13 protein-coding genes are annotated in these 14,334 nt (G+C 63.1%); 12 read left to right on the top strand and 1 reads right to left on the bottom strand.

Annotation, left to right across the window (positions count from 1 at the left end; genetic code table 11):
* Positions 1-29: 29 nt before the first annotated feature.
* The 12 genes from NKJ12_RS15605 to NKJ12_RS15660 all read left to right on the top strand — a co-directional run bounded on the left by NKJ12_RS15605 (position 30) and on the right by NKJ12_RS15660 (position 13,162).
* Complete coding sequence (locus NKJ12_RS15605; protein ID WP_352703643.1) at positions 30-650, top strand: NADH-quinone oxidoreductase subunit J; 621 nt, start codon at positions 30-32, stop codon at positions 648-650.
* A 1-nt stretch (position 651) separates the two neighbouring features.
* Positions 652-960 (top strand): NADH-quinone oxidoreductase subunit NuoK, encoded by a 309-nt coding sequence (gene nuoK / locus NKJ12_RS15610; protein WP_023676620.1) that lies wholly within the window; start codon positions 652-654, stop codon positions 958-960.
* Between the two features lie 10 nt (positions 961-970).
* A complete protein-coding gene (nuoL, locus tag NKJ12_RS15615) occupies positions 971-2,944 on the top strand; it encodes an NADH-quinone oxidoreductase subunit L (RefSeq protein ID WP_352703645.1) in 1,974 nt (657 codons plus the stop codon).
* A complete protein-coding gene (locus tag NKJ12_RS15620; RefSeq protein WP_352450009.1) occupies positions 2,944-4,449 on the top strand; it encodes an NADH-quinone oxidoreductase subunit M in 1,506 nt (501 codons plus the stop codon). The genes nuoL and NKJ12_RS15620 overlap by 1 nt, the downstream gene beginning before the upstream one ends.
* A gap of 17 nt (positions 4,450-4,466) precedes the next feature.
* Complete coding sequence (nuoN, locus tag NKJ12_RS15625; RefSeq protein WP_352703648.1) at positions 4,467-5,903, top strand: NADH-quinone oxidoreductase subunit NuoN; 1,437 nt, start codon at positions 4,467-4,469, stop codon at positions 5,901-5,903.
* 4 nt (positions 5,904-5,907) lie between these two features.
* Positions 5,908-6,729, top strand: coding sequence for a biotin--[acetyl-CoA-carboxylase] ligase (locus NKJ12_RS15630; protein ID WP_352703650.1), 822 nt, complete (start codon positions 5,908-5,910; stop codon positions 6,727-6,729).
* Positions 6,730-6,813: 84 nt separating this feature from the next.
* Positions 6,814-8,484: a ribonuclease J gene (locus NKJ12_RS15635; protein ID WP_352703652.1), complete on the top strand. Its 1,671-nt coding sequence runs from the start codon at positions 6,814-6,816 to the stop codon at positions 8,482-8,484.
* Positions 8,485-8,624: 140 nt separating this feature from the next.
* Positions 8,625-9,029: a methylmalonyl-CoA epimerase gene (gene mce / locus NKJ12_RS15640; protein ID WP_254818116.1), complete on the top strand. Its 405-nt coding sequence runs from the start codon at positions 8,625-8,627 to the stop codon at positions 9,027-9,029.
* Positions 9,026-9,310, top strand: a complete 285-nt coding sequence (locus NKJ12_RS15645; protein WP_254818117.1) for a DUF1467 family protein — start codon at positions 9,026-9,028, stop codon at positions 9,308-9,310. The genes mce and NKJ12_RS15645 overlap by 4 nt, the downstream gene beginning before the upstream one ends.
* Before the next feature lie 560 nt (positions 9,311-9,870).
* Entirely contained in the window at positions 9,871-11,199 is a 1,329-nt protein-coding gene (gene proS, locus NKJ12_RS15650; RefSeq protein WP_352703654.1) for a proline--tRNA ligase, read from the top strand.
* The gene (locus tag NKJ12_RS15655) at positions 11,196-12,482 is read left to right on the top strand and encodes a lipoprotein-releasing ABC transporter permease subunit (protein WP_352505708.1); all 1,287 of its coding nucleotides are present in this window, start codon (positions 11,196-11,198) and stop codon (positions 12,480-12,482) included. Before proS ends, NKJ12_RS15655 begins: the two co-directional genes overlap by 4 nt.
* Positions 12,479-13,162, top strand: coding sequence for an ABC transporter ATP-binding protein (locus NKJ12_RS15660; protein ID WP_352703657.1), 684 nt, complete (start codon positions 12,479-12,481; stop codon positions 13,160-13,162). The genes NKJ12_RS15655 and NKJ12_RS15660 overlap by 4 nt, the downstream gene beginning before the upstream one ends.
* A gap of 388 nt (positions 13,163-13,550) precedes the next feature.
* Here the strand turns inward: NKJ12_RS15660 and lipB are convergent, their stop codons facing one another.
* Positions 13,551-14,294, bottom strand: coding sequence for a lipoyl(octanoyl) transferase LipB (gene lipB / locus NKJ12_RS15665; protein WP_352505709.1), 744 nt, complete (start codon positions 14,292-14,294; stop codon positions 13,551-13,553).
* Positions 14,295-14,334 lie beyond the last annotated feature (40 nt).

Raw genomic sequence — 14,334 nt, forward strand, 5'->3', positions numbered from 1 at the left:
CTGTTCTGACAGGAAACCCGGGGGAACCCATGCTGAGTGGACTAGAGGCGGCCTTTTTCTACCTCTTCGCCTTTGTCGCGGTGGCATCGGCGTTCATGGTCATTTCGGCGCGCAATCCCGTGCATTCGGTGCTGTTCCTGATCCTGACCTTCTTCAACGCCGCCGGCCTGTTCATGCTGACCGGCGCCGAGTTCCTGGCGATGATCCTGCTCGTCGTCTATGTCGGCGCGGTGCTGGTGCTGTTCCTGTTCGTGGTCATGATGCTCGACGTCGACTTCGCCGAAATGAAGGAAGGCGCCCTGCAATATGCACCGATCGGCGCGCTGGTCGGGCTGATCCTGGCGGCGGAGCTTATCGTGGTGCTCGGCGGCTATACATTCGCGCCGAAACTGGCGGCGACGGTCGCCAAGCCCATTCCGGACCTGGCCGCGCGCTCCAATACGGCGGCGCTTGGCGACATCCTCTATACGGATTACGTCTATTACTTCCAGGTAGCTGGCCTGGTGCTGCTGGTCGCCATGATCGGCGCCATCGTGCTGACGCTGCGCCACAAGCCGGGCGTCAAGCGGCAGTCGATCGCCGCCCAGGTCGGCCGCACGGCAGCAACCGGAGTGGAAATCCGCAAGGTCAAGACGGGCGAAGGAGTCTGAGATGGTCGTCGGCATCGCGCACTACCTGACCGTATCGGCGATCCTGTTCACGCTCGGCGTGTTCGGCATCTTCCTGAACCGCAGGAACGTCATCGTCATCTTGATGTCGATCGAGCTGATCCTGCTTGCGGTCAACATCAATTTCGTCGCCTTTTCGGCGGCGCTCGGCGATTTGGTCGGCCAGGTTTTCGCACTGTTCGTGCTGACGGTCGCGGCGGCCGAAGCGGCGATCGGCCTTGCCATTCTCGTCGTCTTCTTCCGCAACCGCGGCTCGATCGCGGTCGAAGACGTGAACATGATGAAGGGTTGACGGAACCACCATGTATCAGGCCATCGTCTTCCTTCCGCTGCTCGGCTTCCTGATCGTCGGCCTGTTCGGCACTTCGCTCGGCGCCAAGGCTTCTGAATACATCACCTCCGGCTTCCTGGTGATCGCGGCTGTGCTGTCGTGGGTTGCCTTCTTCTCGGTCGGCTTCGGCGGCGGGGAGGTGTTCACCGTGCCGGTGCTGCGCTGGATCCAGTCAGGCGGCCTCGAAGCGTCGTGGGCGCTGCGGATCGATACGCTGACCGTGGTGATGCTGGTCGTCGTCAATACGGTGTCGGCGCTGGTCCATGTCTACTCGATCGGCTACATGCATCACGACCCGGACCGGCCGCGCTTCTTCGCCTATCTGTCGCTGTTCACCTTCGCCATGCTGATGCTGGTGACGGCCGACAACCTCGTGCAGATGTTCTTCGGCTGGGAAGGCGTCGGCCTTGCCTCCTATCTGCTGATCGGCTTCTGGTACAAGAAGCCGTCGGCCAATGCAGCTGCGATCAAGGCCTTCGTCGTCAACCGCGTCGGCGATTTCGGCTTTGCGCTCGGCATATTCGGCGTGTTCGTGCTGTTCGGCTCGGTCAATCTCGGCACCATCTTCGCCAATGCGGCGACGTTCATTCCGGCGGAAGGCGCGCCGCAAGGCGCGGCCGTACTGACCTTCCTCGGCTATGCGCTTGATAAGCAGGCCGCGATGACGGTTGTCTGCCTGCTCCTGTTCATGGGCGCCATGGGCAAGTCGGCGCAGGTGCCGCTGCACACCTGGCTCCCGGATGCCATGGAGGGCCCGACGCCGGTCTCGGCACTGATCCATGCCGCCACCATGGTGACGGCAGGCGTGTTCATGCTGGCGCGGCTGTCGCCGCTATTCGAGCTGTCGCATTCGGCACTGACGGTGGTCACCTTCATCGGCGCCTTCACCGCCTTCTTCGCGGCGACAGTCGGTCTTGTCCAGAACGACATCAAGCGCGTCATCGCCTATTCGACCTGTTCGCAGCTCGGCTACATGTTCGTGGCGCTCGGCGTCGGCGCCTATGGCGCGGCGATTTTCCATCTGTTCACCCACGCCTTCTTCAAGGCGCTGCTGTTCCTCGGCTCGGGCTCGGTCATCCACGCCGTCTCCGACGAGCAGGACATGCGCAAAATGGGTGGCCTAAGGACGCTGATCCCGACGACTTACTGGATGATGGTGATCGGCACGCTGGCGCTGACCGGTGTCGGCATTCCGGTAACGATCATCGGCACGGCCGGCTTCTTTTCCAAGGACGCCATCATCGAAGCGGCCTTCGCCGGCCACAATGCGGTCGCCGCATTTGCCTTCATATTGCTGGTCATTGCTGCCTGCTTCACCTCCTTCTACTCCTGGCGGCTGATCTTCATGACCTTCCACGGCGAGCCGCGGGCCAGCCACGAGGTCATGCACCATGTCCATGAATCGCCGCCGGTCATGCTGGTGCCGCTGTTCATCCTGGCGGCTGGCGCGCTGCTCGCCGGTGTGATCTTCCACGGCGCCTTCATCGGCGAGGGCTATGCCGAATTCTGGAAGGCGTCGCTGTTCACGCTGCCGGACAACCAGATCCTGCACGAAATCCACGAAGTGCCGTTATGGGTCGAGTTGTCGCCGTTCATCGCCATGCTGATCGGCTTTGCGATAGCCTGGCAGTTCTATGTTCGCGCGCCGGAAATGCCTCGGAGCGTCGCTGCCAACCATCGCCTGCTCTACGCCTTCCTGCTCAACAAATGGTATTTCGACGAGCTCTACGACTTCCTGTTCGTGCGGCCGGCAAAGCGCCTCGGCCACTTCCTGTGGAAGACCGGCGACGGCACCGTCATCGACGGACTCGGGCCGGACGGCATTTCGGCGCGCGTCGTCGACGTCACCAACCGGGTCGTCAAGCTGCAGACCGGCTATCTCTACCACTATGCCTTCGCCATGCTGATCGGCGTTGCCGCACTCGTCACCTGGATGATGCTCTGATGACCGCCTGGCCGATCCTATCGCTGGTCACCTTCCTGCCGCTGGTTGGTGTGCTGCTCATCCTTTTCGTGCGTGATGACAGCGAGAACGCGCGCCGCAACATCCGCGCCATCGCGCTTTTCACGACTGCGTTCACGTTTGTGATTTCGCTGTTTATCTGGACCGGCTTCGACAATTCGCAACCTGGCTTCCAGTTCGTCGAGAAGTTTGCCTGGCTGGATTCCGGCATCTCCTACCATATGGGCGTAGACGGCATCTCCATGCTGTTCGTCATCCTGACCACCTTCCTAATGCCGCTCTGCATTCTCGCCTCGTGGGAATCGATCGAGAAGCGCGTCAAAGCCTATATGATCGCCTTCCTGCTGCTCGAGACGCTGATGATCGGCGTGTTCTGTGCGCTCGACATCGTCTTGTTCTACGTCTTCTTCGAAGCCGGCCTTATCCCGATGTTCATCATCATCGGCGTGTGGGGCGGCAAGCGGCGCGTCTATGCCTCGTTCAAGTTCTTCCTCTACACCCTGGCCGGCTCGGTGCTGATGCTGCTCGCCATCATGGCGATGTTCTTCCAGTCCGGCACCACCGATATCCCGACGCTTCTGACGCATAATTTCCCGGCCAATATGCAGACCTGGCTATGGCTTGCCTTCTTCGCGTCCTTTGCGGTGAAGATGCCGATGTGGCCGGTGCATACCTGGCTGCCGGACGCGCATGTCGAAGCACCGACGGCCGGCTCGGTGATCCTGGCCGCCATCCTGCTCAAGATGGGCGGGTACGGCTTCCTGCGTTTTTCGCTGCCGATGTTTCCGATCGCATCCGAAATGTTCGCGCCGCTGATCTTCACGCTTTCCGTCGTCGCCATCATCTACACCTCGCTGGTGGCGCTGATGCAGGAGGACATGAAGAAGCTGATCGCCTATTCGTCGGTCGCTCACATGGGCTTCGTTACCATGGGCATCTTCGCGATGAACCAGGAAGGCGTCCAGGGCTCGATCTTCCAGATGCTGTCGCACGGCCTGGTCTCCGGCGCGCTGTTCCTCTGCGTCGGCGTCGTCTACGACCGCATGCACACGCGTGACATCGACGCCTATGGCGGGTTGGTCAACAACATGCCGAAATATGCAACCGTGTTCATGATCTTCACCATGGCCAATGTCGGCCTGCCCGGCACCAGCGGCTTCGTCGGCGAGTTCCTGACCATGCTCGGCGTGTTCCGGGTCAACACCTGGGTGGCGTTCTTCGCCGCCACCGGCGTCATACTGTCGGCGGCCTATGCGCTCTGGCTCTACCGCAAGGTGATCTTCGGCGCACTGACCAAAGAAAGCCTGAAAGGTTTGCTCGACCTGTCGACGCGCGAAAAGGTGATCATCTATCCGCTGGTCGCGCTGGTCATCTTCTTTGGCGTCTATCCGGCGCCGATCTTCGACGCGACGGCCGAATCGGTCAAGGCGCTCGTTACCAATGTCACCGCATCCATCGGCGCCGCGCAGACCGCGGCGGCGAACTGACTGGGGGTTTGCGAACCATGACGCCGGACCTTCTCTCCAGCCTGTCGCTCTCGACGCCAGAGCTGATCCTCGCCATCGGCGCCTTGGCGCTGTTGATGCTCGGCGCCTATTCGCGCGCCAACACCGCCGTCACGGTGAGCGGCCTTGCTGTTGCCGTGCTGGTGATCGCCGGCGCCTGGCTGATCTTTTCCCCGGGACAGGGCAACGCCTATGGCGAAGCCTTCATCCAGGACCCATTCGCCCGCTTCATGAAGATGTTGGCGCTGATCGGCTCGGCGGTGACGCTGGTCATGTCGGTCCGCTTTGCCCAGGCGGAGCATTTCGACAAGTTCGAATATCCGGTGCTGATCCTGCTCTGCACGCTCGGCATGATGCTGATGATCTCGGCCAACGGCATGATCGGGCTCTATCTCGGCCTCGAGCTGCAGTCGCTGGCGATCTACGTGCTGGCGGCGATCAACCGCGATAATCTGCGCTCGACCGAGGCCGGGCTGAAGTATTTCGTCCTTGGCGCGCTGTCGTCGGGCATGCTGCTTTACGGCATCTCGCTGGTCTACGGCTACACGGGCAACACCGGCTTCCAGGAGATCGCCGCGGCGCTGAGCGGCGGCGGGCGCCAGCTCGGCCTCGTCTTCGGCCTGGTCTTTGTGCTGGCCGGCCTTGCCTTCAAGATCTCGGCGGTGCCGTTCCATATGTGGACGCCCGACGTCTATGAGGGCGCGCCGACGCCGGTGACGGCCTTTCTGGCGGCGGCACCCAAAATGGCGGCGATGGCGCTGATGGTGCGCGTCACCATGGGCGCCTTCAAGCCGATCGCCGCCGACTGGCAGCAGATCATCGTCTTCATCTCGATCGCCTCGATGGCGCTCGGCGCATTCGCGGCCATCGGCCAGACCAACATCAAGCGGCTGATGGCCTATTCCTCCATCGGCCATATGGGTTATGCTCTGGTCGGCCTTGCCGCCAACAGCCAGGACGGCGTGCGCGGCGTCGCCATCTACATGCTGATCTATCTGGTGATGACGCTCGGCACCTTCGCCTTCATCCTGGCCATGCGGCGCAAGGAGGGCAATGTCGAGCAGATCAGCGATCTCGCCGGTCTGTCGGCGACCAACCCGATCATGGCGACGATCCTCACCATCCTGATGTTCTCGCTGGCCGGTATCCCGCCGCTCGCCGGCTTCTGGGGGAAGTGGTACGTGTTCCTCGCCGCCATCAATGCCAACCTCTACGCGCTGGCGATCATCGGCGTGCTGGCCTCCGTGGTGGGCGCCTATTATTATCTGCGCATCATCAAGCTCATGTGGTTCGACGAACCGGTCGGGGGCTTCGTGCCGATGGCGACCGAACTGCGCGTCGTGCTCGGCGCCTGCGGCGCTTTCGTGCTGTTCTACGTGCTGATCGGCGGCCCGATCGGAACCTACGCAGCCGCCGCGGCCAAGACCTTCTTCTAACGGAATGACGTTCAGGCTGGCTCCAACCGCGGCTTCGGAAGGGTTCCGGCTCGAGGCGCACGATACGGTCGGCTCCACCAATGCGTTGGCGCTGGAGCACGCGCGGGCCGGCGATCCGGGCAAACTCTGGGTCGTCTCAAAAAAGCAGGAAGCGGGACGTGGCCGCCGCGGCCGCGCCTGGGCGACGCCCGAGGGCAACCTGGCGGCGACGCTGCTGGTGATCACCAACACCGAGCTTCGACTTGCCGCGACGCTCGGCTTCGTTGCCGGACTGGCGCTGGCCGACGCGCTCGACGCCGTCGTGCCGAAAGGCAGGATTGCGATCGGCCTCGATGGTGCGAGCCAGGGCAAGAACCGCTTCGAGTTGAAATGGCCGAACGACGTGCTTGCCTCGCGCGCCAAGCTCGCCGGCATCCTGCTGGAATCGGCGATGCTGGATGGCGACCGTTCGGCGGTGGCTGTCGGCATCGGCGTCAATGTGGTGGCTTATCCCAATGATTTGCCCTATCCAGCGACGTCGCTCAACGCGCTGGGGTCTGCTTGCGATGCCGAGACGCTGTTTCTGGCGCTGTCGGATGCATGGAGCGAGAATGCCCGGCTGTGGAACGAAGGGCGTGGGCTTGCCGCCGTCAGGCGGCGCTGGCTGGCGCGTGCGGCGGGGCTTGGCGGGCAGGTTGCTGTCAGAATTGACGGTAATGTGGTGCGCGGCACCTTCGAGACCATTGACGAAGACTGCCGTTTCGTGATCCGCGACGATGAAGGCTCGGTTCTGACGATCGCCGCCGGCGACGTGCATTTCGGCGCGGTCGCATCGGCCGTCGGTTGACTGGCCAATACGTTTGACTGGCCAGGTATTTGACCAGCTTGAATTTGACCGGCCCACAATTTGACCGGCAAGGAAGGAAAGACCATGGCGACAGCGGAAAATGCCGAACTTGTCTTCGTGCCGCTCGGCGGTGTCGGCGAGATCGGCATGAACTTCGCCCTCTACGGCTATGGGCCGGCCAATGCGCGCGAATGGATCGTCGTCGACGTCGGCGTCACTTTTCCCGATGCAACCCTGCCCGGCGTCGACCTGGTACTGCCCGACACCCGCTTCATCGAGGAGAATGTCGCCAATCTGCGCGGCATCGTCATTACCCATGCACATGAGGACCACTACGGCGCGCTGCACGACATCTGGCCGAAGCTCAAGGCGCCGGTCTGGATGACGCCGTTCGGCGCCGGCCTGCTGGAAGCCAAGCGGCAGGGCGAGCAAGGGGCGCCGAAGATCCCAGTGACGATCTACCGGGCTGGCGAGAAATTCACCGTCGGTCCGTTCGAGATCGAGGCCATCCCCGTCGCGCACTCCATTCCCGAACCGATGTCGCTGGCGATCACCACGCCGGCCGGCGTCGTCATCCATACCGGCGACTGGAAGATCGACCCGGCGCCGACGGTGGGGCCGATGACCGACGAGGCACGCTTCCGTGCCTATGGCGACAAGGGCGTGCTGGCGTTGATCTGCGATTCCACCAACGCGCTGCGGGAGGGGGAATCACCGTCGGAAGTGGCGGTGGGCGAGGGCCTCAAGGGTGTCATCCAGAATGCCAAGGGCCGTGTCGCCGTCAGCAGCTTCTCCTCCAATGTCGGCCGCATCGTCTCGATCGCCAAGGCAGCGCGGGATGCCGGCCGCCAATGCCTGGTGCTTGGCCGCTCGATGAAGCGCGTCATCGATGTGGCTGATGAACTCGGTTATATGGACGGGTTGCCGGAATTCATCGCCGAGGAGGATTACGGCTTCATCCCGCGCGAAAACCTCGTCATCATCTGCACCGGAAGCCAAGGCGAGCCGCTTGCCGCACTTGCCAAGCTGTCGCGCGACGAGATGAAATCGGTGGCGCTGACGGCCGGCGACACGGTGGTGTTTTCCTCGCGCACCATTCCCGGCAACGAGAAGGCGATCCTCGAAATCAAGAACCGCCTGATCGATCTCGGCATCAAGATCATCGAGGACGGCGATGCGCTGGTGCATGTCTCCGGCCATCCACGCCGCAGCGAATTGCGCAAGATGTATGAATGGGTGCGGCCGCAGATCGGCGTTCCCGTTCATGGCGAGGCGGCGCATCTGGTGGCGCAGGGCTCGCTGATGTCGACGTCCGGCATCGGCCAGGTGGCGCAGGTGCGCGACGGCGACATGCTCAGGCTGTATCCGGGTGCCGCCGCCATCATCGACCAGGTTCCGTTCGGCCGCATCTACAAGGACGGAAGGCTGATCGGCAGCGATCAGGCGATGGGCATTCGCGACCGCCGCAAGCTGTCCTTTGCCGGCCATGTCGCCGTCAACGTCGTGCTCGACGACAAATACGAGCTTGCCGGCGATCCCGATCTCGTCGCCATCGGCGTCGCCGAGGCCGACGGCAGCGGCGAGAGCCTGGAAGACCTGATGATCGATGCGGCAATCGGCGCCGTGGACTCCATCCCCCGCCAGCGCCGAAAAGACCTCGACCTGGTCCAGGAGGCGGTGCGGCGCGCGGTGCGCGGCGCGGCCAACGAAGCCTGGGGCAAGAAGCCACTGGTGACAGTGTTCGTCACGCGGTGACGAACAAGGGAATAGGGGAGTAAGGCAGTAGGGGAGTAGGGAAAGTAGGAAGTAGGAGCGCAAACAGTCTGCACTTCTAGATCCTTTTTCCCTACTCCCCTACTGCCTTACTCCCCTACCCCCTAACCCGGGAGTACCCTATGCTCGGACGCCTCAACCATGTCGCGCTTGCGGTGCCGGATCTGGCCGCGGCTGCGGCGGTCTATCGTGATACGCTTGGCGCGCACGTAACCGCGCCGCAGGCGCTGCCGGAGCATGGCGTTACGGTGGTGTTCGTCGACGTCGGCAACACCAGGATCGAGTTGCTCGAGCCGCTAGGCGAAGCCTCGCCGATCGCCGCATTCCTCGAGAAGAATCCGTCCGGCGGCATGCACCATCTCTGCTACGAGGTGGACGACATTGTTGCGGCACGCGACCGTCTCAAGGCCAGCGGCGCGCGCGTGCTGGGCGACGGCAAGCCGAAGACCGGCGCGCATGGCAAACCGGTATTGTTTCTGCACCCCAAGGATTTCTTCGGCACGCTGGTCGAACTGGAGCAAGCATGAGTTGGGTTTCGTTTGTCGCCCTGTTCTTCGCCACATGGTGGGTGGTGTTGTTCGCCGTGCTGCCGTTCAGCATGCGGACACAGGACGAGGACCGGGACGTGACGCTTGGCACGGTTCCGAGCGCACCGCGCGGACCGCATATGCTGCGCGCGGCGCTGCGCACGACAATCGCCACGCTGGTCCTCATGGGCATCTTCTACGGCATCACGAGAGGGCTTGGCCTCGGCATCGACGACATCCCGCACATCGTGCCGGATTTCAACCAGAGCCCAGCGCATTAGCCGGCTACCTACCGTGTCCGGCTATCCCAGCCTAGCCGACGCCCTGCGATCAAGCTGAGCCAGCAAGGTCAACCCAAGTAAAGCCCCGGGGTGGGTTTGGGCTGACGCAACGTCATGTAGTTTGGTAATCTGTCGTGCTAACCAAATGATTGCACAAAAAAAATGCAAGGCGCGAGGCCTTGCAATTTAAACGCGTCCGATCTGTTTCCGGTGTCCGGCGGCAGCGAGTTACCGCGCCTAGATCGCATCCTCCCAAGACTTTGACCGCGTAGGAGGGCAGATTTTTCTCTACCCTCTCGGTTATGTGGGCACACTAGCCTAAGGCGGGTGAAAATGTCACGAAGAATTTTGCCCGGAAACAGGCAATCTCGTGCTGCAGTGCACAATAGTACGGCAGGCGTTGCTTGCGAAACGCCCAGCAAGCCGCGTGCGGCAATTGCGGCGCCTGTGCAGCGCCTGGGCCGGGTTTCCATTCCGCCATGAAATGGCTATGAAGCCGGGGCAAGCAAGCCTGTGCCGCGCCGATTCCGGCGCCGCCATCCTCTCTCACGGACCAGTTCATGCGTTTGTCGCGCTATTTCCTGCCCATCCTCAAAGAAAACCCGCGCGAGGCCGAGATCGTCTCGCATCGGCTGATGCTGCGTGCCGGCATGATCCGCCAGCAGGGGCAGGGCAGCTTTTCCTGGCTGCCGCTCGGCAAGCGGGTGCTGGACAAGGTCTGCCGGATTATCCGCGAGGAGCAGAATCGCGCCGGCGCGCTCGAAATCCTGATGCCGACCATCCAATCGGCCGAGCTGTGGCGCGAAAGTGGCCGCTATGAAGATTACGGCAAGGAGATGCTGCGCATCAAGGACCGGCAAGACCGCGATATGCTCTACGGGCCGACCAACGAGGAGATGGTCACCGAGATCTTCCGCTCCTACGTCAAGTCCTACAAGGACCTGCCGCTCAACCTCTATCACATCCAGTGGAAGTTTCGCGACGAGGTGCGCCCGCGCTTCGGCGTCATGCGTTCGCGCGAGTTCCTGATGAAGGACGCCTATTCCTTCGACCTCGATTATGAAGGCGCCAAGGCCGCCTATAACCGCATGTTCGTGTCCTATCTCAGGACGTTTACGCGCATGGGGCTGCAGGCTATCCCGATGCGCGCCGACACCGGGCCGATCGGCGGCGACCTCAGCCATGAGTTCATCATCCTGGCCGACACCGGCGAGAGCCAGGTGTTTTGCCACCGCGATTATCTCTCGCTGGCAGTGCCTGGCGCAGACACGGATTTTTCGAACGACGCCGAGATCGGCGCCATCGTCAAGACATGGACGACGCCCTATGCCGCCACCGACGAGATGCATGACGAGGCGGCATGGGAGAAGGTGCCCGCGAGCGACCGGGTCTCGGCGCGCGGCATCGAGGTTGGTCATATCTTCCATTTCGGCGACAAATATTCCAAGCCGATGGGCGCCAAGGTGACAGGCCCGGACGGCAAGGATCATTTCGTTTCTGGCGGTTCCTACGGCATCGGCCCGTCCAGGCTGGTCGCCGCGATCATCGAAGCCAGTCATGACGATAACGGCATCATCTGGCCGGAGGCGGTGACGCCGTTCGATGTCGGCTTGATCAACATGAAGGCCGGCGATGCCGAATGCGATCGCGTCTGCGGCGAGCTGCACGCCGCTTTTGCCGCCGCCGGCAAGGAGGTGCTCTACGACGACACCGACCAGCGGCCGGGCGGCAAGTTCGCCACCGCCGATCTGATCGGGCTGCCGTGGCAGGTGATCGTCGGGCCGCGCGGCATCGCCGCCGGCGAGGTCGAAATCAAGAACCGCAGGACCGGCGAGCGCGAGACGCTGCCGATCGCGGACGTGAAGCAGCGTTTCGGTGCCGCCGCATGAACAAAGCGGCGGCAGCAAGACCATCGGGCGCCGGGCCTTTTTCCGGCTTCGAGCGCATGGTGGCGTGGCGCTATCTGCGCTCGCGTCGCAAGGAGACGGTGATCTCGGTCATCGCTTCGATCTCCTTCCTCGGCATCATGCTGGGCGTCGCCACGCTGATCGTCGTCATGGCGGTGATGAACGGCTTTCGCGCCGAACTGCTGACGCGCATCCTAGGCGTCAACGGGCACCTGATCGTGCAGCCGCTCGATATGCCGCTGGAGGACTATGCCCAGGTCGCCGGCCGCATCAACGGCGTGCCCGGCGTCAAATACGCCATCCCGCTGATCGACGGGCAGGTGCTGGCGCAAGGCAATGTCGGCGGCGGCACCGGCGCGCTGGTGCGCGGCATACGCGGCGAGGATCTCGGCAAGATCACCATCGTCGCCAACAATATCAAGGAGGGCTCGATCGTCGGCTTCGACACCGGCGAAGGCGTCGCCATCGGCAGCCGCATGGCCGAGAATCTCGGGCTAGTGCTTGGCGATACGATCACGCTGATTTCGCCCGAGGGCGACATCACGCCGCTTGGCACGACGCCGCGCATGAAAGGCTATCCGGTCACCGCGATCTTCGAGGTCGGCATGTCGGAATATGACAGCTCGATCGTCTACATGCCGTTCTCGGAAGCGCAGCTTTACTTCAACATGGACGGCCGGGCGCAGACGATCGAGATCTACGCCGACAATCCCGACAATATCGACGCGCTGAAGCCGAAGGTCGAAGATGCGGCGCAGCGGCCGATCAGCCTTGTCGATTGGCGGCAACGCAACAAGACGTTCTTCGACGCGCTGCAGGTCGAGCGCAACGTCATGTTCATGATCCTGACCCTGATCGTGCTGGTGGCGGCGCTCAACATCATTTCGGGCCTGATCATGCTGGTGAAGGACAAGGGCCACGACATCGCCATCCTGCGCACCATGGGCGCGACGCGCAGCGCGATCCTGCGCATCTTCCTGATGACCGGGGCTGCGATCGGCGTTGTCGGCACCATCGCCGGCGTGCTGCTCGGCATCGTGATCTGCCTCAACGTCGAGCGCATTCGCCAGTTCTTCTCCTGGCTGGCCAACGAGCGGCTGTTCAATCCCGAGCTTTATTTCCTGAGCCAATTGCCGGCCCGCATGGATGCCGGCGAGACGATCTCCGTCGTTCTCATGGCGCTGGCGCTGTCGTTCCTGGCCACGCTGTTTCCGGCGTGGCGCGCGGCCAGGCTCGATCCGGTCGAAGCGCTGAGGTACGAGTGATGGCCGAAGCCATTATCGAGCTGAAGAGCGTCGAACGGCACTATGTGCAGGGACCGCGCAAGCTGACCATCCTGAACGGCGCCGATTTTTCGCTGAAGCGTGGCGAGATGGTGGCGCTTGTGGCGCCGTCGGGCACCGGCAAGTCGACGCTGCTACACACCGCCGGGCTGCTGGAGCGACCGGACGCCGGCGACGTGATCCTGGCGGGGCGCGCCTGCGGCCGGCTTTCCGACGACGAGCGCACGGCGATCCGCCGCAACGACCTCGGCTTCGTCTATCAGTTCCATCATTTGCTGCCTGAATTCTCGGCGCTGGAAAACATCATGATGCCGCAGCTGATAAAAGGGCTGCCGCGCAAGGAGGCGGCCGAGCGGGCGGCGCAATTGCTCGACTATATGCAGATCGGCAAGCGGGCACAGCATCGCCCCTCCGAGCTCTCCGGCGGCGAGCAGCAGCGGGTCGCCATTGCGCGTGCCGTCGCCAATGCGCCGCTGGTGCTTTTGGCCGACGAGCCGACCGGCAATCTCGACCCGGTGACTGCTTCCTATGTGTTCGAGGCGCTGGCAGCGCTGGTCCGGCAATCGGGCCTGGCGGCGCTGATCGCCACTCATAATCATGAGCTCGCCTCGCGCATGGACCGCCGCGTGACGCTGGCCGACGGCAAGGTCGTGCCGCTTTAGGGGTGCGCTGCTATTGAGGCGATGCCGGCCTGCGAGCTGCCGTGCGCCGTCCCGCCACTTGCGCGCGCCTGTCGGCCCCGAAACGCCCGCATCTCCCTTTTCAACCCTTTCTTAACCCTGTCGAAATGACCGAGCGCAATTCCGGTGACACCCGGGCTGCGATCGTTGACATTCGAACAAAATTAGAACAAAATACGAACATACTAACAACAGGAGAGAGTTATGACCGATCTTGTTCAGGATGTCGTTTCGCTGGTGTGCATGAGCACGTTCCTCATTTCCATGGCAATCTGGATCGGCGCGATGTGAGGATTGAGCTCAAGGGCGGGCTCGATGCTGATGAGCGAGGGCCGCCTTCGCATATTGGCGCAGGCATTGGGCGAGTGTTTCAGCCGGCCTTGCGGGACACTTCGACAGGCGACACCGCGGCGGGCCCGAACACGTCCTCGAAAGCGGATTTCAGCGCCAGGTCGAGGTCGGCCATGGTTACGGGAAGGCCGAGGTCGACAAGGCTGGTGACGCCGTGATCCTGGACGCCGCACGGCACGATGCCGCTGAAATGGCTAAGGTCCGGCTCGACATTGATGGCGATGCCGTGAAAGCTCACCCAGCGCCTCAGCCTTATGCCGATGGCGGCGATCTTGTCCTCGGCCGCCGAGCCGTCGGGCAAAGCGGGGCGGTCCGGCCGAACCACCCAGACGCCGACGCGGTCCTCGCGGCGTTCGCCGCGTACGTTGAAGGCGGCCAGTGAGCCGATGATCCATTGTTCGAGAGCGGCGACGAAGGCGCGGACATCCTCGCGCCGCCGCTTCAGGTCGAGCATGACGTAGGCGACCCGCTGGCCTGGCCCATGATAGGTGTATTCGCCGCCACGCCCGGCGGCAAAGACCGGGAAGCGGTCCGGCTCGATCAGGTCCTCGACGCGGGCGCTGGTGCCGGCGGTGTAGAGCGGCGGGTGCTCGACCAGCCAGACCATCTCGCCGGCGGCGCCGCTGCGGATTGCCTCGGCTCGCGCCTCCATCAGGGCGAGCGCATCGGGATAGGCGGTGAGCCCAGGCTCGATGCGCCATTCGACCGGCGCCGAGCCGGGCAAGGGCAGGAACGACGTGGCGATCTGGCTGCGGTCCGTCATGATATCTCGTCTCGCCACTCATATGGCGGCAATCGGTACA

It is taken from the genome of Mesorhizobium sp. M0195 (genome assembly GCF_040322115.1).
Classification (GTDB): domain Bacteria; phylum Pseudomonadota; class Alphaproteobacteria; order Rhizobiales; family Rhizobiaceae; genus Mesorhizobium.

What these genes read in the sequence shown, in the direction of transcription:
- NKJ12_RS15605 (WP_352703643.1), top strand. Translation starts at nt 30, where the DNA reads ATGCTGAGTGGACTAGAGGCGGCCTTTTTCTACCTCTTCGCCTTTGTC.
- nuoK (WP_023676620.1), top strand. Translation starts at nt 652, where the DNA reads ATGGTCGTCGGCATCGCGCACTACCTGACCGTATCGGCGATCCTGTTC.
- nuoL (WP_352703645.1), top strand. Translation starts at nt 971, where the DNA reads ATGTATCAGGCCATCGTCTTCCTTCCGCTGCTCGGCTTCCTGATCGTC.
- NKJ12_RS15620 (WP_352450009.1), top strand. Translation starts at nt 2,944, where the DNA reads ATGACCGCCTGGCCGATCCTATCGCTGGTCACCTTCCTGCCGCTGGTT.
- nuoN (WP_352703648.1), top strand. Translation starts at nt 4,467, where the DNA reads ATGACGCCGGACCTTCTCTCCAGCCTGTCGCTCTCGACGCCAGAGCTG.
- NKJ12_RS15630 (WP_352703650.1), top strand. Translation starts at nt 5,908, where the DNA reads ATGACGTTCAGGCTGGCTCCAACCGCGGCTTCGGAAGGGTTCCGGCTC.
- NKJ12_RS15635 (WP_352703652.1), top strand. Translation starts at nt 6,814, where the DNA reads ATGGCGACAGCGGAAAATGCCGAACTTGTCTTCGTGCCGCTCGGCGGT.
- mce (WP_254818116.1), top strand. Translation starts at nt 8,625, where the DNA reads ATGCTCGGACGCCTCAACCATGTCGCGCTTGCGGTGCCGGATCTGGCC.
- NKJ12_RS15645 (WP_254818117.1), top strand. Translation starts at nt 9,026, where the DNA reads ATGAGTTGGGTTTCGTTTGTCGCCCTGTTCTTCGCCACATGGTGGGTG.
- proS (WP_352703654.1), top strand. Translation starts at nt 9,871, where the DNA reads ATGCGTTTGTCGCGCTATTTCCTGCCCATCCTCAAAGAAAACCCGCGC.
- NKJ12_RS15655 (WP_352505708.1), top strand. Translation starts at nt 11,196, where the DNA reads ATGAACAAAGCGGCGGCAGCAAGACCATCGGGCGCCGGGCCTTTTTCC.
- lipB (WP_352505709.1), bottom strand. Translation starts at nt 14,294, where the DNA reads ATGACGGACCGCAGCCAGATCGCCACGTCGTTCCTGCCCTTGCCCGGC.